The sequence below is a fragment of the Frankia casuarinae genome (assembly GCF_000013345.1).
Taxonomy (GTDB): Bacteria; Actinomycetota; Actinomycetes; order Frankiales; family Frankiaceae; genus Frankia; species Frankia casuarinae.
Genome location: NC_007777.1, coordinates 3712899 through 3736868 on the forward strand (window position 1 = coordinate 3712899; position 23970 = coordinate 3736868).

The 23970-nt window shown below is 71.0% G+C and carries 19 protein-coding genes; 9 read left to right on the forward strand and 10 right to left on the reverse strand.

Annotated features, from left to right (window positions below; translation table 11 throughout):
• The first annotated feature begins 17 nt into the window (after positions 1-17).
• The gene (locus FRANCCI3_RS23580) at positions 18-275 is read left to right on the forward strand and encodes a hypothetical protein (RefSeq protein ID WP_023841806.1); all 258 of its coding nucleotides are present in this window, start codon (positions 18-20) and stop codon (positions 273-275) included.
• Between the two features lie 102 nt (positions 276-377).
• Positions 378-1244: a DUF4191 domain-containing protein gene (locus tag FRANCCI3_RS15785; protein ID WP_011437525.1), complete on the forward strand. Its 867-nt coding sequence runs from the start codon at positions 378-380 to the stop codon at positions 1242-1244.
• Positions 1245-1319: 75 nt separating this feature from the next.
• Here the strand turns inward: FRANCCI3_RS15785 and FRANCCI3_RS15790 are convergent, their stop codons facing one another.
• On the reverse strand, positions 1320-1799 hold the full coding sequence (locus FRANCCI3_RS15790; protein ID WP_082456814.1) for an RDD family protein: 480 nt from the start codon (positions 1797-1799) through the stop codon (positions 1320-1322).
• A gap of 182 nt (positions 1800-1981) precedes the next feature.
• Here FRANCCI3_RS15790 and glnA point away from each other — a divergent pair, with 182 nt between their 5' ends.
• Positions 1982-3406, forward strand: a complete 1425-nt coding sequence (gene glnA, locus FRANCCI3_RS15795) for a type I glutamate--ammonia ligase (protein ID WP_011437527.1) — start codon at positions 1982-1984, stop codon at positions 3404-3406.
• A 728-nt stretch (positions 3407-4134) separates the two neighbouring features.
• On the forward strand, positions 4135-5196 hold the full coding sequence (glnII, locus tag FRANCCI3_RS15800; RefSeq protein ID WP_011437528.1) for a glutamine synthetase GlnII: 1062 nt from the start codon (positions 4135-4137) through the stop codon (positions 5194-5196).
• A gap of 107 nt (positions 5197-5303) precedes the next feature.
• On the opposite strand, the gene FRANCCI3_RS15805 is transcribed toward glnII, so the two are convergent.
• Complete coding sequence (locus tag FRANCCI3_RS15805) at positions 5304-8507, reverse strand: bifunctional [glutamine synthetase] adenylyltransferase/[glutamine synthetase]-adenylyl-L-tyrosine phosphorylase (protein ID WP_011437529.1); 3204 nt, start codon at positions 8505-8507, stop codon at positions 5304-5306.
• Positions 8504-9862 carry a glutamine synthetase family protein gene (locus FRANCCI3_RS15810; protein WP_011437530.1) on the reverse strand — a complete coding sequence of 453 codons (1359 nt, stop codon included), beginning with the start codon at positions 9860-9862 and terminating at the stop codon, positions 8504-8506. Before FRANCCI3_RS15810 ends, FRANCCI3_RS15805 begins: the two co-directional genes overlap by 4 nt.
• Before the next feature lie 187 nt (positions 9863-10049).
• Between FRANCCI3_RS15810 and FRANCCI3_RS15815 the strand changes: the two genes are divergently transcribed.
• The gene (locus FRANCCI3_RS15815) at positions 10050-11870 is read left to right on the forward strand and encodes an NAD+ synthase (protein WP_011437531.1); all 1821 of its coding nucleotides are present in this window, start codon (positions 10050-10052) and stop codon (positions 11868-11870) included.
• Between the two features lie 32 nt (positions 11871-11902).
• On the opposite strand, the gene thrS is transcribed toward FRANCCI3_RS15815, so the two are convergent.
• Positions 11903-13885, reverse strand: coding sequence for a threonine--tRNA ligase (gene thrS, locus FRANCCI3_RS15820; RefSeq protein WP_023841802.1), 1983 nt, complete (start codon positions 13883-13885; stop codon positions 11903-11905).
• Between the two features lie 190 nt (positions 13886-14075).
• On the reverse strand, positions 14076-14771 hold the full coding sequence (locus FRANCCI3_RS15825; protein WP_011437533.1) for a TetR/AcrR family transcriptional regulator: 696 nt from the start codon (positions 14769-14771) through the stop codon (positions 14076-14078).
• Positions 14772-15121: 350 nt separating this feature from the next.
• Here FRANCCI3_RS15825 and panB point away from each other — a divergent pair, with 350 nt between their 5' ends.
• Positions 15122-16012, forward strand: a complete 891-nt coding sequence (gene panB, locus FRANCCI3_RS15830; RefSeq protein ID WP_011437534.1) for a 3-methyl-2-oxobutanoate hydroxymethyltransferase — start codon at positions 15122-15124, stop codon at positions 16010-16012.
• Between the two features lie 33 nt (positions 16013-16045).
• Here panB and FRANCCI3_RS15835 read toward each other — a convergent pair whose 3' ends face one another.
• The gene (locus tag FRANCCI3_RS15835) at positions 16046-16918 is read right to left on the reverse strand and encodes a helical backbone metal receptor (RefSeq protein ID WP_011437535.1); all 873 of its coding nucleotides are present in this window, start codon (positions 16916-16918) and stop codon (positions 16046-16048) included.
• Complete coding sequence (npdG, locus tag FRANCCI3_RS15840; RefSeq protein WP_023841798.1) at positions 16911-17594, reverse strand: NADPH-dependent F420 reductase; 684 nt, start codon at positions 17592-17594, stop codon at positions 16911-16913. The genes FRANCCI3_RS15835 and npdG overlap by 8 nt, the downstream gene beginning before the upstream one ends.
• Before the next feature lie 440 nt (positions 17595-18034).
• On the opposite strand from npdG, the gene FRANCCI3_RS15845 reads away from it, so the two are divergent.
• Complete coding sequence (locus FRANCCI3_RS15845) at positions 18035-18253, forward strand: hypothetical protein (RefSeq protein WP_023841797.1); 219 nt, start codon at positions 18035-18037, stop codon at positions 18251-18253.
• A 142-nt stretch (positions 18254-18395) separates the two neighbouring features.
• Here the strand turns inward: FRANCCI3_RS15845 and FRANCCI3_RS15850 are convergent, their stop codons facing one another.
• Positions 18396-19727, reverse strand: a complete 1332-nt coding sequence (locus FRANCCI3_RS15850) for a site-specific tyrosine recombinase XerD (protein WP_011437538.1) — start codon at positions 19725-19727, stop codon at positions 18396-18398.
• Positions 19728-19811: 84 nt separating this feature from the next.
• On the opposite strand from FRANCCI3_RS15850, the gene FRANCCI3_RS15855 reads away from it, so the two are divergent.
• Positions 19812-20417, forward strand: coding sequence for a hypothetical protein (locus FRANCCI3_RS15855; RefSeq protein ID WP_011437539.1), 606 nt, complete (start codon positions 19812-19814; stop codon positions 20415-20417).
• A complete protein-coding gene (locus FRANCCI3_RS15860) occupies positions 20414-21403 on the forward strand; it encodes a PKD domain-containing protein (RefSeq protein WP_011437540.1) in 990 nt (329 codons plus the stop codon). The genes FRANCCI3_RS15855 and FRANCCI3_RS15860 overlap by 4 nt, the downstream gene beginning before the upstream one ends.
• Before the next feature lie 57 nt (positions 21404-21460).
• On the opposite strand, the gene FRANCCI3_RS15865 is transcribed toward FRANCCI3_RS15860, so the two are convergent.
• Positions 21461-22084: an NUDIX domain-containing protein gene (locus FRANCCI3_RS15865; protein ID WP_011437541.1), complete on the reverse strand. Its 624-nt coding sequence runs from the start codon at positions 22082-22084 to the stop codon at positions 21461-21463.
• Positions 22081-23907, reverse strand: coding sequence for a CTP synthase (locus tag FRANCCI3_RS15870; protein WP_011437542.1), 1827 nt, complete (start codon positions 23905-23907; stop codon positions 22081-22083). Before FRANCCI3_RS15870 ends, FRANCCI3_RS15865 begins: the two co-directional genes overlap by 4 nt.
• Positions 23908-23970: the final 63 nt, after the last annotated feature.

The window sequence follows — 23970 nt, forward strand, 5'->3', positions numbered from 1 at the left end:
GGGAGGTCGTTCCCATCGTGCTCCGTTCACTGCTCAGCGTTCTCGAAGAAGTGACCCTGCTGCTGCTGCCGCACGGAGGTCAGAAGACCGCGCGTCGTAACGCCTGGCGGGCGGCCACCGATCTGCACGTGACGACCGGCTATCGATGGATGGATACCACCGTGCCGCTTTCGGTCACGTCGGTCACGCCCGCGCCACCCCGAGTCACCACCCCGGGCCGCCGCCCCGCGTCCGCGCGCGGTCGCCGCCCAGCCCTGATCCGCGTCACGCCCTGATCACGCCCGACAGTCAGATCCGCCGGACTTCCCGCCGGCCAACGGCGATCAGCGGGCGCGGGACGAGCATGCCGCTGGCCAGGAGGCCGTAGGCTCGCGGTCATGGCACTGAAGAAGAAGCCGACGGACGCCCCGGGGCCGGCGGCCCCTGGGGCGGCGGGGAAGGACCAGTCGGCGGGCGCAGCCGACAAGAACGGCGCGGCTGGCAGACGCGGCACCAATCCTGGCGCCGCGGGGAAGACCCCCGGTGCGGCCGGCAAGGGTGGCGCGGCCGGTCGGAACGGCCGCAGCGGCGAGGCGGGACCGGGAAAGGGATTCACCACTCGGGTCGCCCAACTCCGGATGATCTACAAGGTCACCCGGCAACGCGATCCCCGGGCGCTCTGGATCACCCTGGCGGGCTTCCTCGCTCCGGTCGCCGTCGGCATTGTGCCCGCAATCTTCGTCGGTCCGCTGTACCTGTGGATTCCGATCGCCCTTCTGCTCGGGGTGGTCGTCTCCCTGAACCTGTTCAGCCGGCGGGTGCAGCGGACCGCCTACGCCGAGATGGAAGGCAAACCGGGCGCCGCCGCCGGAGTGATCGAACGGATGCGGGGAGAGTGGCGCCTCACCCCCGCCGTCGGCGTCAACCGGCATCAGGATGTGGTGCACCGTGTCGTCTGCCGGGCCGGGGTCGTGATCATCGCGGAGGGTCACGGGCGTGGCCCGCGGGAACTGCTCGCCGCCGAGAAGCGCCGGATCCGCAAGGCGGTCGGCGACACGCCGGTGACCGACATCATCATCGGTACCAGTGAGGGGGAGACTCCCCTACCCAAGCTGCAGAGCACCCTGATGCGGCTGCGGCGCACCCTGCGCCGCAGCGAGGTCGATGCCCTTGACCGTCGCCTGCGGGCGATGGGCGGCGCGGCGCTGCCGATCCCGAAGGGACCGATCCCCCGCAACATCCCGCGCGGCGGCCGCATCCGATAGCGCCGCCGCCAGGCGTGGTCCGCTGTGCGGCCCACGGTGGCCCACCCCGAAGCCCCGAAGTGGAGGGGATCCGCGCTACTTCTCGGGGCCGGGCTTCTCGGGGTCGCGCACCACCACGGTCCCGGCGGCGCGATCGTGAAGGCCGCGTAGGTCACGGTCCCAGATGAACACCGGGATGAACAGGCCCAGCAGAACGGTACGCACGACGATCCACGGCCAGGACTGCCGACCGCAGTCACGCAGCCGGATCACGCGGATGCCGGCCAGCCGCATGCCGATCGTCTGACCGGCCGTACCGACGAGGATCAGCTCCTCGAGCAGGAAGAGCGCGTAGATCGCGAGGCCACGCGCGTCTGCGGCGTAGCTCAGTCCGACGATGTACAGCACACCGACGATCAGGTTCGCGACGACCGCGTCCACGAGGTAGGCCAGCAGACGCGGGCCGAACCCGACCACGGATCCTCGGCCGTCCCGCGGCAACCCGAGGCGTACCCCGGGCGGGGTGTCCCGTGGCAGACCTGGCCCGTCAAGCCAGCCTCCAAGTGCTCGTCCCACGACGCAAGCTTATGTGGCACCGCAACATGCACCCAACTCATCACGTTGAGTGATGAAGTGGGTTTCGGTAACGCTACGGAAACCATCCCGTGATGTCGTACACCGATGACCTGGTGACCGGAGACACGCCAACATGGCGTAACCTGTGGGCCTAAGAAGCGTGACGCGATGCTGGAGGACGAATGTTCACAAAAGCAGAAGACGTGCTTCGCTATATCCGGGACGAAGACGTTCAGTTCATCGATGTCAGGTTCTGCGATCTTCCCGGGATCATGCAGCACTTCACCATCCCGACCCAGGTCTTCGCGGAGTCGGTGTTCACCGAAGGCCTGATGTTCGACGGCTCGTCGATCCGCGGCTTCCAGGCCATCCACGAGTCCGACATGCTGCTGCTACCGGACCCGCACACCGCTTTCGTGGACCCCTTCCGCGAGCACAAGACCCTCGCCATGACGTTCTTCATCCATGACCCGATCACCAAGGAACAGTACTCCCGGGACCCGCGCAACATCGCCAAGAAGGCGGAGGCCTATCTCCGGGGCACCGGCGTCGCGGACACCGCGTATTTCGGTCCGGAGGCGGAGTTCTACATCTTCGACGATGTCCGTTATGACTACAACCCCTACGGGTCGATGCACCAGGTCGACTCGGTCGAGGCCGCCTGGAACACCGCCCGGAAGGAAGAGGGCGGAAACCTCGGGTACAAGCCGAGGTTCAAGGGCGGCTACTTCCCGGTGCCGCCCACGGACCACTTCACCGACCTGCGTTCCGAGATGACCCGGGTGCTCTACGAGACGGGTATCACCGTCGAGATGCAGCACCACGAGGTCGGCACCGCGGGCCAGGCGGAGATCGACATCAGGTACGACACGCTCCTGAAGACCGCCGACAACCTGATGCTCTACAAGTACGTCATCCGCAACGTCGCCCGCGGCCGCGGCAAGACCGTCACCTTCATGCCGAAGCCGCTGTTCGAGGACAACGGATCCGGTATGCACGTCCACTCCAGCCTGTGGAAGGACGGGGAGCCACTCTTCTACAGCCCGAACGGGTACGGCGGTCTCTCGGACACCGCCCGCTACTACATCGGGGGGCTGCTGCACCACGCCCCGGCGCTGCTGGCCTTCACCAACCCCACCACGAACTCCTACCGTCGGCTCGTGCCCGGCTACGAGGCACCCGTCAACCTGGTCTACTCGGCCCGCAACCGGTCAGCGTGCTGCCGCATCCCGCTCAGCGGTGACTCGCCGAAGGCCAAGCGGGTCGAGTTCCGCGTGCCGGATCCGAGCTGCAACCCGTATCTCGCCTTCGCCGCGATTCTGATGGCGGGACTCGACGGCGTGCGGAACAAGATTGATCCGCCGGACCCGATCGACAAGGATCTCTACGACCTCCCGCCGGACGAGTTGGCCGCGGTTCCCCAGGTCCCGGGTTCGCTGGAGAAGGTGCTCGATGCGCTGGAGGCGGACAACGAGTTCCTGCGGGAGGGCGACGTCTTCACCGCGGATCTGATCGAGACCTGGCTGGACTACAAGCGGGTCAACGAGGTCGACGCCATCCGCCTGCGGCCGCATCCATACGAGTTCACCCTCTACTACGACATCTGACGCCCAGCCGTAAGGTTCCGGCCATTGACCCATCGCCGGGCCTCGGGCGATCCGGCGGGCACCGAGGCGGTGACCGCGACCGGGTCCCGGACAGGTGCGGCACCGGTGAACCGCGGGGGTCGGTCACGCTCTTGAGGCGGGGAGCCCTGATTGACCCCTGCGGTTCGTCTGGGCCTTCGCCGCGGCGCCAGAAGGCCTCTTCGAGCCGGGGACGCGTGCGGAAACCAGGTCCCGCCGCCACCTCCGGGCGGAGACCGGCCGAAGGTCCGCCGCTGTCCACCAAGCGCCGGCGAGCGCCGGAAAGATCGCGAACAGGAGATGCCCGGACCCTTTCCCGGGATACCAGGCGAAACCCCGAACCCACATTGAAAATTAGTATACCAATTCCCCGAGGCCCTACTTCGACGACGTCGGAGGCGGGCCTCACGTATATGCGGAACGGCGCGGTCCAGAATACCGGCCATCTCCCTCCGCCGCCCGCCGGGACAGCACGACACAAAAGCGGAGTCGGGGACCCCGAAAATCCCGGACGGCAGCCGGCCCCGATCGCCCAGAGCCAGCCTTTCGTGACATAGCAGAGACCAAAAATTAACAATCGCGGAACAGGAAGGTAACTGGGCACGACAAGGCTCCGGTCGAACCCTCCCGTCATTCGCGGCCTGGGTCGGCTGGCCAGGCCGATCACGAAGTCGCTCCGTAACGTGCAGGATCAACCACGGGGAGTATGAGTGAGTTATCAGGCCGAGTACATCTGGATCGACGGCACCGAGCCCGAGCCGCTGATGCGCAGCAAGACCCGCATCATCAGGGACGGTAAGGAACCGGAGATCTGGGGCTTCGACGGCTCGAGCACCAACCAGGCGCCCGGATCGAACTCGGACTGCGTGCTGCGGCCCGTCTTCGTCACGCCCGACCCGCTGCGGGGTGGCGACAACCTCCTGGTGCTCTGCGAGGTCGAGCTGACCGACTTCACGCCGCACCCGACGAACACCCGGGCCGCCGCCCGGACCGTCGCCGAGAAGTACGCCGACATGACGCCGATGTTCGGCATCGAGCAGGAGTACACCTTCTTCAAGGACGGCCGTCCCTACGGCTGGCCGGAGGTCGGCTACCCCGCGCCGCAGGGACCGTACTACTGTGGCGTCGGCGGCTCGAAGATGCCCGGCCGCCAGATCGTCGAGAGGCACGCGCAGGCCTGCCTCGACGCCGGTCTCGCCATCGAGGGCACCAACGCCGAGGTCATGATGGGCCAGTGGGAGTTCCAGATCGGCGTGCTCCCCGCCCCGGCGATCGGCGACCAGATCTGGTTGGGCCGCTGGCTGCTCCACCGGATCGCCGAGGACTACGGCGTCGAGGTGTCGTTCGCCGCCAAGCCGATCCCGGGCGACTGGAACGGCGCCGGCGCGCACACCAACTTCTCCACCAGGCAGACGATGGAGGGCTGGGACGCCATCGTCGCCTGCTGCGAGGCGCTCGGCACCCGGGTGCTGGAGCACGTGACCCACTACGGTCACGGCATCCAGGACCGGCTGACCGGTAAGCACGAGACAGCTCCGTGGAACAAGTTCTCCTGGGGCGCCTCCGACCGCGGCGCGTCGATCCGCATTCCGTGGGCTGTCGAGAAGGCCAAGAAGGGCTGGCTGGAAGACCGCCGCCCGAACGCGAACATGGACCCGTACCTGGTCTCCGCGCTCATGATCGACACCTGCTGCAGCGCCTTGGCCGGCGACAAGCCGACGCTGTTCGTGCCGTCCCAGACCACCCCGACCCCGGCCGAGGCGACCGTCTGACGAACGGTCACCATCCCGGAGTACAGGCGGCCGTGGCGGTGCTCCCGACGACACGACCGCCTGCCGCCCGGTCTTACGGTGGCGCGGTTCCGGCACCACCGGACGTACTAGCCGAAATCCGCGGTCCGCTCGCGCGCGAACACCTCCTCGACGACGGCGCGGGCCAGCGCCGCCGACCGGCGGTGCTCGGCGACGAGCTCGCCGGCCCGGTCGGAGGGGTATCCCGCCGCGCTCGCCATCGCCTCCAGACCGGGCGGGCGGTCGGGGACGACGTCCGGACGCGGCCAGCCGGCCAGCGTGCTCGCGTTGCGGATGCGGGAGGCGGACATCCAGGCCGCGCGCAGGATCTCCGCCTCGCTCGCGTCGAGCAGACCGGCGACGACCGCGGCCCCCAGGCCTTCGAGCGTCGACGTCGTGCGCAGCGTGGGAATCTGCCGGCCGTGGCGCAACTGGAGGATCTGCACCGCCCATTCCACGTCGGTCAGCCCCCCGGGGCCGAACTTCAGGTGCAGCGTACGATCGACTCCCCGTGGGATCCGTTCCCGCTCCATCCGCCCGCGCAGGCGGATGATCTCGTCCAGGGCGCCCGCGGGAAGCGTGGTCGGGTAACGCACCATGTCCGCCAGCCGGCAGAACCGGTAGGCGAGCCCGGGATCACCGGCCAGGGGCTCCGCCCGCAGCAGCGCCTGCGACTCCCACTCCTGCGACCACCGTTGGTAGTAGGCCGCGTACGCCTCCAGCGTGCGCGAGGCCGGGCCGCTGCGCCCCTCCGGACGCAGCGCCGTGTCCAGGCGCAGCGCCGGATCGGGTCCGGGAACGGCCAGCAGCCGGTGCAGCTCACCGACCACCTCGGCGACGGCCCTGCTCGCCCGGTCCGCCGACGCTCCTGGCCTGGCCTCGTGCACGAACAGCACGTCGGCGTCGCTGCCGTAGGACATCTCCGCGCCGCCGAGCCGGCCCATCGCGATCATCGAGATCCGCGCCGGCAACGACTCCGGGTCACCTCCGGCGACCCTGCGCTCGGCGACGAGCAGGGACGCGGCAATGGTGGCGGCCGCGGCGTCCGCCAGCGCCCGGCCCACGGCTGCGACGTCCTGCAGGCCGAGCAGGTCCGCGCAGGCGACCCGGACCAGTTCGACGCGGCGCACCGCCCGGGCCCGCCCGACGGCCTCCTCCCAGTCGGGGTTGCGGTGGGCGATCGCCACCATGGTCCGGACCAGTGCCTCCCGCGGCACCGGGACGAGATCGTCCTCGGTGCGCAGCAGCCGCACCGACTCCGGCGCACGGGCCATCAGGTCCGCCACGTACCGGCTGGTCGCGAGCACCCGGGCGAGCCGGTACGCGGCGCCGGCAGAGTCCCGCAGCAGCCGCATATACCACGGGGTACGCCCGAGTGCCTCGCTGACCCGCCGATAGGCCAGCAGCCCGGCGTCGGGATCGGGGGCGTCGGCGAAGGTGGGCAGCATCGTCGGCAACAGGTGGCGTTGGATCGCGGCCGTCCGGCTCACCCCGCTGGTCAGCGCCTCGATATGGCGCAACGACCGGTCCGGCGCGGCGAAGCCGAGCGCGGCCAGCCGGTCGGCCGCCTCCTGGGGGGTGAGGCGGATCTCCTCCGTCGACAGGCGGGCGACCGCCTCCAGCAACGGCTGGTAGAAGAGCTTCTCGTGCAGCGATCGGACGGATCGGACCACCCGAGCGTGGGCCTCCTCGAACGCCTCCGCCGTGCGCAACCCCATCGACCGGGCCAGCCAGCGCAGCTCGGTGGAATCCCGGGGCAGCGTGTGCACCCGGCGCAGCCGTTGCAGCTGAAGGCGGTGCTCGGCGTTACGGAGAAAACGGTAGGCGTCGGCGAGCCCGGCCGCGTCGCGCCGACCGACGTAGCCGCCGCGGGCCAGACCGTCGATGGCGCCCAGGGTGGAGGCGACCCGCAGCTTGGCATCCACCCGGCCGTGGACGAGTTGCAGCAGCTGGACGGCGAACTCGACGTCGCGCAGGCCGCCCGGGCCCAGCTTGAGATTGCGCTCCGCCTCCGCGCGGGACAGTGTCGACTCCACCCTGCGCCGCATCGCCCGCACGTCGGCCACGAAGCCGGGACGGGAGGCCGCCGTCCACACCATGGGCGCGACCATCGCGCAGAACTCGGCGCCCAACGCCAGGTCTCCCGCGATCGGGCGGGCCTTGAGTAACGCCTGGAACTCCCAGGTCCGGGCCCAGCGACGGTAGTAGGCGTGGTGGCTGGCGAGCGTGCGGACCAGGGCACCGTCCCGGCCCTCCGGGCGAAGCCCCACATCGACCTGGAACAGCGCACCGGCAGCGGTGACGGTGCCGGCGGCCCGGACCAGCCCCTCCGCCAGCCGCGTCGCCGCCGTCAGTACCGCCGGCCCGGCCGGTTCCGCCCCGCTCTTCCCCCCGTTCGCCGTACCGTTCGCCGCATCGCGCGGTGCCGTCGGCTCGGCGACGAACACAACATCGACGTCGCTGACGTAGTTCAGTTCCCGTCCGCCGCACTTGCCCATGCCGATCACGGCGAGCCGGACCGGGGGCAGCCGCGGGTCGAGCCCGGCACGGGCGACCGCCAGCGCCGCGTCCAGCGCGAATCCTGCCAGATCGGCGAGTTCGGCCGTGGCCTCGTCGAGTGGCACCGCGCCGGTCAGGTCCCGCGCCGCGAGGACCAGCAGCGCCCTGCGGTACGCGATCCGCAGGGCGTCGAGGATCTGGGGACCGTCGCCCGCCGCCCGGGGCGCCGGATCGTCCTGATCCGCGCCGACCGCGCGCAGCAGACCCGCCCGCACGCTCGCCGCATCCGGCGGGGTGGTGACCACCTCGTCGGCTTCCAGGATGCGCCAGTCCGCCGGATGGCGGGCAAGATGATCGCCAAGCGCGATGCTCGCGCCGAGCACGGCGGCGAGCCGGTCCCGCAGCCCCTCGTGGCGGGCCAGCGCGCCGACGAGGGCCGCGCCCCCGGCCGGGCCGAGGGCGTCCACGAGCCGGTCCAGCGCGGCGAGAGCCCGGTCCGGATCGGCCGCGGCCGCCAGCGAGCCGGCCACGACATTGGCCTCGAGCCGTTCCTCGCGCACGATTCCCACGGTGGCGGGACCGGGCAGGACATCCCTGCCGGCGGTGGGCGGCTGGACGGCCGGAGTGAGCAGGCCGAGGCGGCGCATCGTCGTCTCGACCCGGTCGACGTCGGTGAAGCCGAGCCGCGCGAGCTGCGCGGCGACCGAACTCCCCCGCGGATGGGCCGGGACCGATCCCGCCCCGACTGGTCCCGGCCCGACCGTGGGGGGCCGGGTGCCGGTCCGCCCGGTCATAGCACCGGCAGGTACCGGTCGATCTCGAACGGGGTCACCTGCCGACGGTATTCCAGCCACTCGGCCCGCTTGTTCCGCAGGAAGAAGTCGAACAACTCGTCGCCGAGGGTCTCCCGCACAAGCGCGGAATGCTCCATCACCTTGACCGCCTCGGCGAGCGAGCCGGGCAGGGCGGTGATCCCGCGCTCACGGCGCTGCGTGTCGGTGAGCGTCCAGACATCGTCCGCCGAAGCCGGTGGCAGCTCATAACCGCCCTGGACACCCCGCAGGCCGGCTGCCAGCACCAGGGCGAAGGTGAGATACGGGTTGCACGCGCTGTCCGGCAGCCGGAACTCCACCCGGGTGGCGTTGGATTTGTGGAGCTTGTAGAGCGGAACCCGCACGAGCGCCGAACGGTTGTTGTGGCCCCAGCACACATAGGCCGGCGCCTCCAGCACCTCGCCGACCCGCTGGTCGCCGATGAGCCGCTTGTAGGAGTTCACCCACTGGTTGGTCACCGCGGTGATTTCGGCGGCGTGCGCGAGGAGCCCGGCGATGAAGGCCTTCGCCACCTTGGACAGCTGATAGTCGTCGGTCGGGTCGTGAAAGGCGTTACGGTCGCCCTCGAAAAGGCTCAGATGGGTGTGCATCCCCGACCCGGCCTGGTTACCGAACGGCTTGGGCATGAAGGTGGCGTAAATACCCTGCCGCAACGCCACCTCCCTGACCACCTGGCGGAAGGTCATGATGTTGTCGGCGATGGTGAGGGCGTCGGCGTAGCGAAGATCGATCTCCTGCTGGCCGGGGGCCACCTCGTGGTGGCTGAACTCCACCGAGATGCCCAGCCGTTCGAGCATGCTGATGGCCTGTTGCCGGAAATCATGGCTGATGTCATTGGGGGTCAGGTCGAAGTAGCCTGATTCGTCCACCGGCGGGGGCACCGGGCCACCCCGCTTCGGCGGCTCCCTGAGCAGGAAGAACTCGATCTCCGGATGGGTGTAGAACGTGAACCCCGCGTCGGCCGCCCTGGCCAGCGCGCTCCGCAGCACCCAGCGCGAGTCGGCGGCGGCGGGCGTGCCGTCCGGCATCACGAGGTCGCAGAACATCCGGGCCGTAAGCGGATGTTCACCGCGCCAGGGAAGCACCTGGAAGGTGGAGGGGTCGGGCCGGGCCAGCATGTCGGCCTCGTGTACCCGCGCAAAGCCCTCAATGGCGGATCCGTCGAAACCGATACCCTCCGCCAGCGCCCCCTCCAGCTCCGCGGGGGCGATCTCCACCGACTTCAGGTACCCGAGTACGTCGGTGAACCAGAGCCGAACGAAGCGGATGTCCCGCTCCTCCAGAGTCCGGAGAACGAACTCCTGCTGTTTGTCCATAGTGCCTCCGCGCTGAGGATGTGGACTCGACGATACGGGCCACCCGATGTGCTTATCCCGACCCTAGCGACTACATCCGTTCATCGCCGTGATGTTGCCTGGTAGCAACCCGTCCGCCAACGGCGTGTTACCTACCCTCCCGACACGGGACCTAACGGCCCACGCCGCGACCACCTACGCTGCAACCATGGCCCAGCTGCGGATCGCCCTCGCCCAGGTGGACACGACCGTCGGGGACCTCGCCGGTAACGCCGACCTGGTCAGCACCTGGACGAAACGGGCCGTCGCCGACGGCGCTCATCTGATCGCCTTCGGTGAACTCACGTTGACCGGCTATCCGCCGGAGGACCTCGTCCTGCGCCGCTCCTTCGTCGCCGCGAGCCAGCGGGCGCTGGTAGCTCTGGCCCGCCGGCTGGCCGAGGAGGGGTGTGGCGAGATCGCCGTCGTCGTCGGCTACCTCGACGCATCCGCGCAACCCGCGCCGAATGTGGGACGCCCGGCCGGTGAACCGCAGAACGCCGCCGCGGTGCTCTGGGGCGGCGAGGTCGTCGCACGTTACGCCAAGCATCACCTGCCGAACTACGGCGTCTTCGACGAGTTCCGCTACTTCGTGCCCGGCATGGCCTTTCCGGTGCTGCGGCTGCACGGGATCGACGTGGGCCTGACGATCTGCGAGGACCTGTGGCAGCAGGGCGGGCCGATCACCGTGGCCCGCCGGTCCGGGGTCGGCCTCGTCCTGTGCATCAACGGCTCCCCTTACGAGCAGGGGAAGTCCTTCCAGCGCGACGCCCTGTGTGCCGAGCGCGCCCGGGAGGCCGCGGCCGCCCTGGCCTACGTCAACCTTGTCGGCGGGCAGGACGAGCTGGTCTTCGACGGGGACTCCCTCGTCGTCGACGCCGCGGGGGAACTCGTCGCGCGGGCGCCGGTCTTCAGCGAGGCGCTGCTGATCACCGACCTGGACCTGCCCGCGGCCGGTTCCGGCCCGGCGCGGGCGGTGTCCGGGGCCGTTGACGCCGGGGCCGTTGACGCCGGGGCCGTTGACGCCGAGGACGGCACGACGATGACGGTGACGCGCACGGTACTGGCCGCCGAGCCGCTGGCACCGTTCGCCCCCCTGCCGCCGGTCGTCGCCGACCGCCCCGAGCCCGCCGGGGAGCTGTACACCGCGCTGGTCACCGCCACCCGCGACTACATCCGTAAGAACGGCTTCTCCTCGGTGGCGCTCGGGCTGTCCGGCGGTATCGACTCCGCGCTCGTCGCGACCATCGCGGTCGACGCGATCGGCGCCGACGCCGTCCACACTGTCGCCCTGCCCTCGGGCTACTCGTCGGGGCATTCGGTGACCGACGCCGCCGAACTCGCCCGCCGCCAGGGCACGCGGCACGCCGTGGTGCCCATCGAGCCGATCGCCGCCGCGTTCCGCGCCGCCGCCGCCGCCCTCGGCGGGTTGCACGGCCTCGCGGACGAGAACCTGCAGGCCCGGGTACGCGGAACGCTGCTCATGGCGTTGTCGAACCAGCATGGGCACCTGATCCTCACCACCGGCAACAAAAGCGAGCTGGCAACGGGGTTCTCCACCCTCTACGGAGACAGCGCCGGCGGCTACGCCCCCATCAAGGACGTCTCGAAGACCCGCGTCTGGGGGCTGGCGCGCTGGCGCAACGCCGCCGCGGAGAAGCGTGGCGAGGTGCCACCCATTCCCGAGGAGATCATCGTCAAGGCGCCGTCCGCCGAGCTCGCCCCGGGTCAGCTCGACTCCGACCGGCTGCCCGACTACGGCATCCTCGATCCCGTCCTGGACGACTACGTCAGCCACGACCGGGGCCGGGCCGAGCTGATCGCGGCCGGGCACGATCCGGCCGTGGTGGACAAGGTGATCCGGCTCGTCGACCTCGCCGAGTACAAGCGCCGCCAGAACCCGCCCGGGCCGAAGGTGACCTCCAAGGCGTTCGGCCGCGACCGCCGACTGCCGATCACCTCCCGCTGGCGCGAGAACCCGCCGGCCTGACCAGCCGCGCGGGCCGGGGCCAGCCGCGCGGCTCAGACCTGGCGGCGGCGCTCCACCGCGTCGAGGATCTCCGCGACGGCCTCGTCCACCGGCACGCCATTACGCTGCGTCCCGTCTCGAAAACGGAACGACACCGCACCCTGGGCGACATCGGAATCTCCGGCCAGCAGCATGAACGGCACCTTCTGCTTCTGCGCCGTACGGATCTTCTTCTGCATCCGGTCGTCGGAGGAGTCGACCTCCACCCGAAGGCCGTGTGCGGCGAGCCGCCGGGCGACCTCGTCCAGGTACGGCACGTGCTCGTCGGTGATCGGGATGCCGACCACCTGCACCGGCGCGAGCCACGGCGGCAGTGCCCCGGCATAGTGCTCCAGCAGGATGGCGAAGAACCGCTCGATGGTGCCGAACAACGCCCGATGGATCATGAACGGCCGCTGCCGGGTCCCGTCCGCGGCCTGGTACTCCAGGCCGAAGCGCCGCGGCAGCTGGAAGTCCACCTGGATGGTGGACAGCTGCCAGGTCCGGCCGATGGCGTCACGGGCCTGCACGGAGATCTTCGGCCCGTAGAAGGCACCGCCGCCCGGGTCCATCACCAGTTCCAGGTCCTGCTTCTGCGCGGCCTCCCGCAGCAGTTCGGTGGCCTGCGCCCACTCCTCGTCGGTGCCGACGGCCTTGCCCGCCGGCCGGGTCGACAGCTCCAGGTAGAAGTCGGTCAGCCCGAAGTCGCGCAGCAGCCCGAGCACGAACGTCAGCACGCTGTCGAGCTCGGTGGGTAGCTGCTCGCGGGCGCAGAACAGGTGCGCGTCGTCCTGGGTGAGCCCGCGCACCCGGGTCAGGCCATGGACCACGCCGGACTTCTCGTAGCGGTAGACCGTGCCGAACTCGAACAGCCGCAGCGGCAGCTCCCGGTACGACCGGCCCCGCGACCGGAAGATCAGGATATGCATCGGGCAGTTCATCGGCTTGAGGTAGTAGTCGGTGCCGCCGTCGAGCTGCATGGGCGGGTACATGCCCTCGGCGAACCAGTCCAGGTGCCCGGAGATCTGGTAGAGCTCCGACTTGGTGATGTGCGGGGTGTTGACGAACGAGTACCCGGCCTCGATGTGCCGGCGCCGCGAGTAGTCCTCCATCGCGGTGCGGATCGCGCCGCCCCTGGGGTGGAAGACCGCCAGCCCCGGGCCGATCTCGGTCGGGAACGAGAACAGGTCAAGCTCCGCGCCGAGCTTGCGGTGATCGCGCTTCTCGGCCTCGGCCAGCCTGGTCTGGTAGGCCTTGAGCGCGTCGCGCGACTCCCACGCGGTGCCGTAGATGCGCTGCAGCTGCGGGTTCTTCTCGCTCCCCCGCCAGTAGGCCGCGGCGGAACGCAGGATCGCGAAGGCCGGGATGGCCCGGGTGGTGGGCACGTGCGGCCCGCGGCAGAGGTCCTTCCAGCACAGCTCGCCGGTCTTCGCGTCGAGGTTGTCGTAGATGGTCAGCTCGCCCGCCCCGACCTCGACACTCGCCTCGGCGTCGTCGGCCGCCGTGTCACTCGACTTCAGCCCGATCAACTCGATCTTGTACGGTTCGTCAGCGAGCTCCGCGCGGGCCTCGGGCTCGGTGACGACCCGCCGGGAGAAGCGCTGGCCGGCCCTGATGATCGCCTGCGCCCTCTTCTCGATGGCCCTGAGGTCGTCCGGGGTGAACGGGGACTCGACGTCGAAGTCGTAGTAGAAACCGTCGTCGATGGGCGGCCCGATGCCCAGGCGTGCCTTCGGGAAGAGCTCCTGGACCGCCTGGGCGACGACGTGCGCGGTGGAGTGCCGGACGATCGCCCGCCCGGCCGGCGAGTCGATCATGATCGGCTCGACGACGACCCCGTCGGCGAGAACATGAGCGAGATCACGCTGCTGACCGTCAACCAGAGCCGCGATCACGTTCCGGTCGTCGGCGAACAGCTCGGCGGCCGTCGTCCCGGTCGGCACCACCCGCGGATCGCTGCGCTGGGCGTGCTGAACGGTAACGCGGACGTCGGACACCGAATCTCTCCTGTTGCGCTGGGAACACGGATGCGGGGATCGCGTCGCCGGTGCGTCGCCGGCCGGCAGGCGGCCCCGCGGCGGGCCTTCCTGGCCCGTTCGCGATGCTACTCGCGGACGCATGGTGCCCCCGGCGAGCGGGATGCTCAGCGTGACGGGTGCGGCTCAGCGTGACGAGCGTGGCTCAGCGTCACGCGGACGCCTCCGCCGTCGGCCGCGCACCCTGCCGGCAGCGGATGCCACCGAGGATGGTGTCGACGATCTTCGCGATCCGCGTTCCGCTCACCTCGCAGTCACCACTCATGTACTGCCGATAGGCGACCGGCCCGACCAGCATGTCGACGACGAGGTCGACGTCGACGTCCGCGGCGAGTTCCCCCGATTCGATGCCGCGCCGGAGCATGGCGGCCGCTTTCTCCCGCGACGGCTCGATCACCTTCTGCGAGTAGGTGGCGAACAACTCCGGGTGCGTGCTCCGCTCGGCGACGAGCTTCGGCATGATCCGCCCGGACAACGACTGGAGGTTGTGCCGGCGCAGCGCGTTCAGCCAGGCCACCAGGTCGTCGCGCAGGGAGCCGGTCTCGACCGCGTCGAGGCTGTCGGCCAGGGTGTCCAACGCGTCCCCGATCAGGGCGTCCTTCGTTGGCCACCGGCGATAGACCGTCGCCTTGCCGACCCCGGCGCTGGTCGCCACCGCCTCCATCGACAGGCTCGCGAAGCCGACCGTCGCGAGCTCGTGCAGCGCGGCATCGATGATCGCCTCATCGCAGCGGGTGTCCCTCGGACGACCGGGAGCGCGGGAGACGCGGACCCCGGAGGGCACCCGGTCGGACGGTCGCCGAGGATGCGCAGCGCGCACGTCCCGGGTGGCCATCAGGCGGGACACCGGCCTGATCCCCCGCCCGCTCCGTCGCCGCCGTGCCGATGCATCCGCATGGAAAGGCCACCCGCCACCTTGATCGCGCCGCACGTTCTCGCCGCACTTCAAGATCAGCATACGTCCCAGCCGGTCAAGACGCATCCGTTTGCCATGGCAGCGGCGTGGCGTGCGTCGCGTTCCACCCCGATCGGGCCACGGTCCACCACGAAACCACCGCCCGAACGCCCCAGCCCGAACAGCCACCTCGGGGCTGGGTGGATCTGCTCCACCACGGGCTCTCCGCGTGGCGGCCGTTGGTGGCAGCATGAGGGGGACGCCGGGACGCCCAGCGCCCGGACGGACGTACAGGAGCGCTCATGGATGCTTCAGACACACCCACCCACCCGGCGCCCCACCCGGCGGACCCGGCGGCGACGCCCTACGGCGCGCCGACCACGCCGCCGCGGCCACTCCGGTCCCGTTTCACAGTGCGCGACGTCGCCGCGGCGAAGAACCGGGGCGAGAAGTGGTCGATGCTGACCGCGTACGACGCCACCACCGCCGCCGTCTTCGACGAGGCGGAGATCCCCGTCCTGCTGGTCGGGGACTCGGCCGCCAACGTCGTCTACGGCTACGACACGACCGTGCCGATCACCGTCGATGAGCTGCTGCCGCTGGTCCGGGCGGTGGTCCGCGGAGCACCGCACGCGATGGTCGTCGCCGATCTGCCCTTCGGGTCGTACCAGGGGGGGCCTGCCGAGGCACTGGCGAGCGCTACCCGCTTCCTCAAGGAGGGCGGGGCGCACGCGGTGAAACTCGAGGGCGGTTCCCGGGTGGTCCGGGCGGTGGACGCCCTGGTCGGCGCCGGCATCCCCGTTATCGGGCATCTGGGGCTGACCCCGCAGAGCATCCACACCATCGGGGGCTACCGGGTCCAGGGCCGCGACGAGGCCGGCGAGATCCTGCTGGCCGACGCGCTGGCGCTCGAGGCGGCCGGCGCGTTCGCGGTCGTGCTCGAGGTGGTTCCCGCCGATCTGGCCACCCGGGTGACGAAGGAGTTGCGCATCGCCACCGTGGGTATCGGAGCCGGCTCGGGATGCGATGCCCAGGTGCTGGTCTGGCAGGACATGGCCGGGCTGAGCGGCGGCCGCACGCCACGGTTCGTCAAGCGGTACGCGGATCTGCGCACGATTCTCGCGGACGCCGCCCGAGCCTACCGCGCGGACGTCCGGGACGGCAGGTACCCGACGATCGAGCACAGCTACTGATCAGTCACCCGGCCGGCGGTGCCGGCGGCGCTGTCACCCCGGTCCATCGCCGGTCCGGGCCAGCGCCGCCGCGAGCACGGACCACGCATCGACCAGGGACGGGCCGTACCAGGTCAGCAGGCGGCCGGACACGCAGACCGCGGGCGCGCTGAAGGTCTCGGGCCCGTCCGACGGGCTGAAGGGGTACGGCTCGTCGGGCAGGACCACCAGGTCATGGGGCGGGACGGCCGCGGGATCGATCCGAGGGTAGCGGTCCGGCGAGTCCGCCAGCACGTTGTCGACCCCCAGTCGGCGCAGCACGTCGCCGGTGAAGGTGTCCCGGCCGACCGCCATCCACGGCCGGCGCCAGATCGGCACCAACGCCCGCCGTCGCGGTCCGGCGGCCGGCACGGCCCAGGCCTGCCGGGCGACGTCGAGCCAGCCGGGACGAGCCAACCCGCAGGCCAGGCGCAGCATCCGGTCCAGGCTCACCAGAGCCTGATCGACCGTGGTGGGGGCGGTGACCCACACGGCGAACCCGGCCCGGCGCAGCGCGGCGAGGTCGGGTTCCCTGTTCTCCTCGGCGTTCGCGCAGACCAGGTCCGGGGCCAGGGAGACGATGGTGTCGAGGTCGGGGTTCTTCGTCCCCCGGACCCGAGCGACGGCCAGCCCCGCGGGATGGCTGCACCAGTCGGTGGCACCCACCAGCAGACCGGGCGCGGTGACGGCGATCGACTCGGTGAGGCTGGGAACGAGCGAGACGATCCGTTCCACCCGCGCCGGAACCGCCACCGGGTGGCCCAGGTCGTCCCGGGGGGCCGTCCCCGCCTCTCCTTCCCGCCCATTCGCCACCGCGGCCACATCCAAACGGGCCACATCCAAACGGGCCACGTCCGGACGTAGCCCGTCCGGACGCCGCTCAGACATCGGTGACCCGCAGGCCGGCGTGTGACTTGTACCGGCGATTGACCGAGATCAGGTTCGCGGTCAACGCCTCGACCTGACCGGCGTTGCGCAACGCGCCGGCGTAGATGCCCCGCATGCCGGGAATGCGCTCGGCGAGCGCGGCCACCAGATCGGTGGCGGCCCGATCGTCGCCGAGGACCAGGACGTCCGTGTCGATCTTCGTGACCGCGTCATCGGCCAGCAGCACCGCGGAGACGTGGTGGAAGGCCGCCACGATGGTGCTGTCCGGCAGGACGGCGGCCGCCTGCTGCGCGGCGCTGCCCTCGGGCACCGCGAGCGCGAAGGCACCCCCCTTGTCGAAGCCGAGGGGGTTGACGCAGTCGATCACGATCTTCCCGGCCAATGGCTCCCGCAGGGCGGCCAGGGTCTGGCGATGGCCCTCCCAGGGAACCGCGATGATGACGACATCGGCGCGCTCGGCGACCGTGGCGTTGCCCGCGCCCTCGATGCGCAGGCCGGGGCGCGCGAGCGCGGCCGCGGCCTGCTGGCCGCGTTCGGTCGAGCGGGACCCGATCAGTACGAGATGGCCGGCGGCGGCGAACCGCAGGCCGAGGCCCCCGCCCTGCGGACCCGAGCCGCCGAGGATACCGATGGTCAGCGCGGGGACGTCCGGCCGGACGCGGTCAGTCGAAGCCACCCTGCCATCCTGCCCGATCCGGGCTTTGGCCGCCCGGCTGCGTGACACCCGTGAAAGCGTTCCCAGAACGGTGGGAACCAACCCGTTCACCCTCCGACATGACGATGCATGACAAGTACACCCCCTTGCGGACAGCTCCTTGCAATGAGGGACTATGCAGAGACAACGGGACAGCTACGTGCCCGATTTTTCCGAGCTCGCCCCCCGCGGGGAGATCCGGATCGACCGGGTCCATACACGTCGCCACCGGCAGAGGAGCAGCCCACGTGACTGACAGCTACAGCTCTTGGACCGCGACACTTGGTGAGCGAGTAGACACGAAAAGCGAAACCGCCGGTACTTCCAGGAACCCCGCGCGCGCATTGGTCTCAGATGGGCCGTACCGTTCCGTTTCACACACATCGAGCAGATCTTCGGAGTCAGGCGAGAGAGGTCGAGCAATGGCGGACGTGTCGGTTCGCTTCGCGATGACAAACGACAGCGAAGTGGTGCTGAACCTGTCGCTGCCGCAGGCACTGCGCCTGATGGAAGCGATCGCCCGCAAGGTGGGCGAAACCCTGGCCGAGCGCAGCACGCAGACGGTCGGCGGTGTCGGCGGTGTTCCCGCCTCGGCCCCTTCCAACGGGATGCCCAGCCTGGGGCCGTACACCCCATCCTGAGCATCCACGTGCCGCGCCGGTCCACCTGTCCCCACGCGACGGCATCGCGCCACTTGGCGCGTTCTCACGGGGACAGTCCCGGGTGGACATCCGCCCGGGACACCGACCATCGCTCAGAACCGGGGCGGTGCCCCGGCGAAACTCACGGGTCCGTCATGCACGGGCCCGTCACGCACCGGTCCGTCCGCGGGCCCCAGGTCCGGGAGTGGTGACCGATCGAGCCCAGGGCCGCGCCCAAGGCGCGTGGATGCGAGGCCGCGTACACCTCGCGAAGCCGGTCCACCGTCACCAGGGTGTAGATCTGGGTGGTACTGACCGAGGCGTGTCCCAGCAGCTCCTGCACCACCCGGACGTCGGCGCCGCCGTCGAGCAGGTGGGTGGCGAAGGAATGGCGCAGCACATGGGGTGAGACCCCCTCCACACCGGCCGCGAGCGCCGCCGTACGCAGCACCGACCACGCGCTCTGCCGGGACAGGCGATTACCGCGGCGGGACAGGAAGACCGCGGGCCCCGAGCGGGGGGCGACCAGCGTCGGCCGCCCCACCCGCAGGTAGTCGGCCACCGCGGCGATGGCGTACCGACCGAGCGGGACGATCCGGTCACGTCCGCCCTTGCCATGCAGGCGCACGGAGGCGGCCTCCAGATCGAGATCGTCGACGTCGAGACCGACGGCCTCCGAGATCCGGGCCCCGGTGCCGTAGAGAAGCTCCAGCAACGCGGTCGCTCGCAGACGACGGACGGCCTCGGCCGGTTCCACCGGCTGCGGTCTCCCGGACGGCTGCGGTCTCCCGGACGGCGGCGGGGATCCCGGCGGGGGCGCACCCGCGGCCGCGGCGAGGACGGCCACCACCTGGTCGATGCTCAGGGCCTTCGGTAGCCGCCGGGGAGGCGTCGGCGGTCGAACCGGCCGGGACACGTCCTCGGGGACGTCACCCTCGTCGGCCGCGAAGCGGTGCAGCGACCGGACGGCGACCAGCATCCTCGCGACCGACGCCGCGGCAAGCGGCGGGTGCGTGTCGTCACCGGTGCGCAGCACGGCGGCGAATCCGGCAACCTCCGCCTCACCGACCGCGTCCAACGAGGGCAGACCGCATGCGGAGAGATGATCACAATAGCGGCGCAGGTCGCGACGGTAGGCGAGTACCGAGTTGCGCGCGAGTCCGCGTTCGCCCTCCAGATGGTGGAGATAGCGCTCGATGACGCCGGCAGGCGTGCCACGCAGCTGGGACAGCTGGGACCCGGCTCGATGATCCGCAGGCCGGGGCGGGTCGTCCGGGCCAGCCAGGTCGTCCGGGCCAGCCAGGTCGTCCGGGCCAGCCAGGTCGTCCGGCCCAGCCAGGTCGTCCGGCCCAGCCAGGTCGTCCGGGCCGGGCCGAGGTGCCGACGGACGATGATCCGAGGACCCGCCGACGCCGGATGCCGAGGCCGCGGGGGGGCGCAGCCGGAATACCCGGTCGCCGTCGGTGACTCCCATCATCGAACTGATAGTAGGACCTGCCCCCCGTTCTCCGTTGGTGCCTATCCACATACCGCGTTTCCGCGGCTATCCTGGCGACTTGTGCGGGCGGGCAACGGGTCGTCACGGTACGCCGCACGGCTGGGGGTCGTCATCGCCATGCTCGTCATCCTCACGGGCGCGGGCTGCGGCGGCGACCAGCACGAGCCGTCCGGGGCCGCGATCCCGGCCCGCCCCGGTTCCCAGAACCGGGGCACGGCCGTCTCCGGCGGCCCTTCCGTCTCCGGTTCGGCCCCCGGTTCGGTCGATGACACGCCCGCAGCCGCCACCCGCACGGTCGAGGGCTACTTTCACGAGATCAACGAGGCCGCGCGGGCCGGTCGGGTCGCGGTTATCGCGCCGACGGCGCTCGGTGGCTGCCAGCCCTGCGCCCTCGACGTCGGGGTGACCCGCTCGCTCCAGCAGCGGGGGCTGCGCGCGGACGGGCCGGCCTATCAGCTGAGCGACGTGCTCGCCCGGCCGCGGGCCGGGCTCGTCACCGAGGTGGACTTCACCGTGCGGACCCGGGCGGTGGGGCTGCTGGACCCGGCGGGCCGGCGGGTCTCCGACGCCCCGGCCGTGCCGACCCGGGTCGGCACGGCCGAGCTGTCGCTCACCGACCACGGCTGGCGTATCCAGACCCTGCGCTACGCCCCGGCCCAGGCATGACCACCGGCCCGGGGACGACCGGCCCGCACGCGACCACCGCCGCCCGCACGACCACCGCCGCCCGCACGACCACCGCCGCCCGCACGACCACCGCCGCCCGCACGACCACCGCCGCCCGGCGCCGCACGATCCCGCGCCCGGCGCTGATCGCGGTCGGCGCGCTGCTACTGGTCGGCCTGACCGGCCTCGCCGGCGGCGCGACGCCCGCCGCCGCGGCGCCCGGACGCACCGTCCCGGTGCCCTGCGTCGGCGCGCTGTGGGGTACCTGTGACACTCGGGCCACGGACAACGGCTACCAGTACCGCTACCACGACGGAGCGCTGGAGCGCGTCGGGATCCCGACCGGCTCGGGGGCCCGGCGGAGCGCGGCCTGCGGCCAGGACTGTCCGGACGACCCGGCGGCCGTCTGTGACCTGCTGACCGCGGTCGGGCCGGATCCGGCGATGGACGCGCAGGCGCGGGCCCAGTACGACCAGGCGGTGGCGGGCTGCTTCAACTACCTGCTGCCCGCCGGCGCGGTGCCGATCGCCCAGGTGCAGGCCGCGCTCGCCAACTACCTGCGCGAGAGACTCCTGCCGAAGCCGTCCATCGTCATTGCGCCGTCCGGCCGCAGCTTCGCGAACCTGGCCACGATCCTCTACACCCCGGTGCCCGACTCGTTCACGTTCAACGTCGACCAGCCGGTCGTGGCGACCATCAGTGCCGTTCCCCACTATCACTGGGAGTTCGGCGACGGCGAGACCGGCCCGGACGCTCCCGGCCGGCCCTACGACCCGGCGATCTCACCGCGCGATCATCCCGAGGCCTACGTGGCGCACGGCTACGCCCGGCCGGGCCGGTACCAGGTGACCCTCGCGGTGACCTGGGATGGCACGTTCACCGTTCCCGGGGTCGCGCAGGCGTTCCCGATCGCCGCGGTGACCCTCGCCGCCGCGGCGGGCCTCGTCGTCGACGAGGCCGCCGGCGTGCTGGTCCACAACGACTGACGCCACCGCGGGACCGACGCCACCGCGGAGAAACGGGGGCCGCGGCGCGGCGGTGGCTCAGCCGCGGTGGGCGGGACGAGCGGGCCAGGGTGCGTCGGGTGGGCGCAGACCGGCGTAGTTCTCGGCGCGTGCCCGGGCCGTGGCCAGCAGCCCGATGACCGCCATCGCGTTGGTGATCTCACCGCGCAGGACCCGTTCGACGGCGTCGGTGAAGTCGATGCGGGCGAGACCCATCTCGGCCTCCTCGTGCACCGGCACGTACCGCTCGGCGGCCGGGATCTCGTGCAGCCCGCGGGCCAGGAAGAGGCGGTAGGCCTCGTCGGTCATCCCTGGCGAGGCCCACACGTCAACCAGCAGATCGTAGCGGTCGGCGCGCAGCCCGGCCTCCTCGGCCAGCTCCCGCGCGGCGGCCGAGGACGCCGGCTCGCCCGGCACGTCGAGAATGCCGGCGGGCAGCTCCCACAGCGGACCACCGACGGGATGACGGTACTGATGGACCATCACCACCCGATCGGCCTCGTCGAGGGCGACCACCCCCACGGCGCCGGGATGCACCACCACATCACGCTGCGAGATGTCGCCATCCGGCATCCGCACCTGATCGCGGCGGACGGAGATGACCCTCCCCTGGTAGGCCAGGGTGCTCTCGGTGACCTCGTACCGGTGCGGGGTCGCCGTCACGGGGACACCAGCGCGGCGGTGCCGTTGGAGCTGACGCTCGGCCGGGACGCGCTCGCGCCCCGGCGGATACTCCCGCCGGATCGACCAGCCGTGACGCCGCGGGTCTGCGCGGCGCCGTTCTCCGGGACGCCGTTCTCCGGGGTGGGGGCGTCCTCGCTCGGCAGGTCCACCGGCAGCATCCCGCGGCGGCGGTCCGCATGCGCGACCGCCGCGGCGACGAGACCCCGGAACAACGGATGGGCCCGGGTCGGCCGGGACCGGAACTCCGGATGTGCCTGGGTGCCGACGTAGTACGGATGCACATCGGCGGGCAGTTCGACCACCTCGACCAGGCGGCCGTCCGGTGACGTCCCGGAGAAGACCAGCCCGGCGGCGGCCAGCCGGTGCCGATAGTCGTTGTTCACCTCGTACCGGTGCCGGTGGCGCTCGGCGACCTCGGCGGCGCCGTATTCACGCTGGGCGAGCGTGCCGGGCGCCAGCACGCACGAGTACAGGCCCAGTCTCATCGTGCCGCCCATGTCCCGGGTGCCGGCCACCACCTCGTGCTGGTCGGCCATCGTGGAGATCACCGGGTGGGGGGTCTCGGGGACGAACTCGGTGGAGTTCGCCGCCTCCAGGCCGGCGAGACTGCGGGCCGCCTCGATGACCATGCACTGCAGGCCGAGGCAGATACCGAGGGTCGGAATGCCGTTCTCGCGGGCGTGCCGCAGCGCGGTGAGCTTGCCCTCGATGCCCCGCACCCCGAAACCACCGGGAACGATGACCCCGTCGATCCCGTCGAGCAGGGTGGCCGTCGCATCCGGGGAAGAGCACTCGTCCGAGGTGACCCACCGCAGGTCCACCCGGGTGTCGGTGGCGAAGGCGCCGGCGCGCAGGGCCTCGGTCACCGAGAGGTAGGCGTCGGGGAGATCCACGTACTTGCCGACGATCGCGATCGTCGCCGTGTTGGCCGGGTGGTGCACCCGCCGCAGCAACGTGTCCCACTCCGTCCAGTCGACGTCGCGGAAGGACAGCCCGAGCCGACGCACCACGTAGGCGTCGAGGCCCTCGCGGTGCAGCACCCGGGGGATGTCGTAGATGGAACTCGCGTCCGGCGCCCCGACGACGGCCTCGTCATCGACGTCGCACATCATCGCGATCTTCTTCTTGAGCGAATCGGGCAGCGGCCGGTCGGACCGGCAGACCACGGCGTCGGGCTGCAGGCCGATGCTGCGCAACGCCGCGACCGAATGCTGGGTCGGCTTGGTCTTCAACTCTCCGGAGGGGGCGAGGTAGGGGACCAGGCTCACGTGCACCGTCAGGGCGTTGTCCCGACCGACCTCGTGGCGTACCTGACGGATCGCCTCCAGGTAGGGCAGCGATTCGATGTCCCCGACGGTCCCGCCGACCTCAGTGATCACCACGTCGACGGAGTCATCGGCCAGCCGCCGGATCCGGTCCTTGATTTCGTCGGTGATGTGCGGGACGACCTGGACGGTCTGGCCCAGATAGCCGCCGCGGCGTTCCCTGGCGATGACGGCCGAGTAGACCTGACCCGTCGTCACGTTGGCGCTGCCGTCGAGGCTGACGTCGAGGAACCGCTCGTAGTGGCCGATGTCGAGGTCGGTCTCGGCCCCGTCGTCGGTCACGAACACCTCACCGTGCTGAAACGGGTTCATCGTTCCCGGGTCCACGTTGAGGTAGGGGTCGAGCTTCTGCATCGTGACACGAAGTCCACGAGCCTTGAGTAGTCGACCAAGGCTCGACGCGGTCAGTCCCTTGCCGAGACTGGACGCAACCCCGCCGGTGACGAAGATGTGTTTGGTGATATGCGCCTGACCCACCCGAAGCTCCCGTGGTTACGCCGCCGGTCCGGCCCCGGCGCCTCCACGGGACTTCACGGTAAC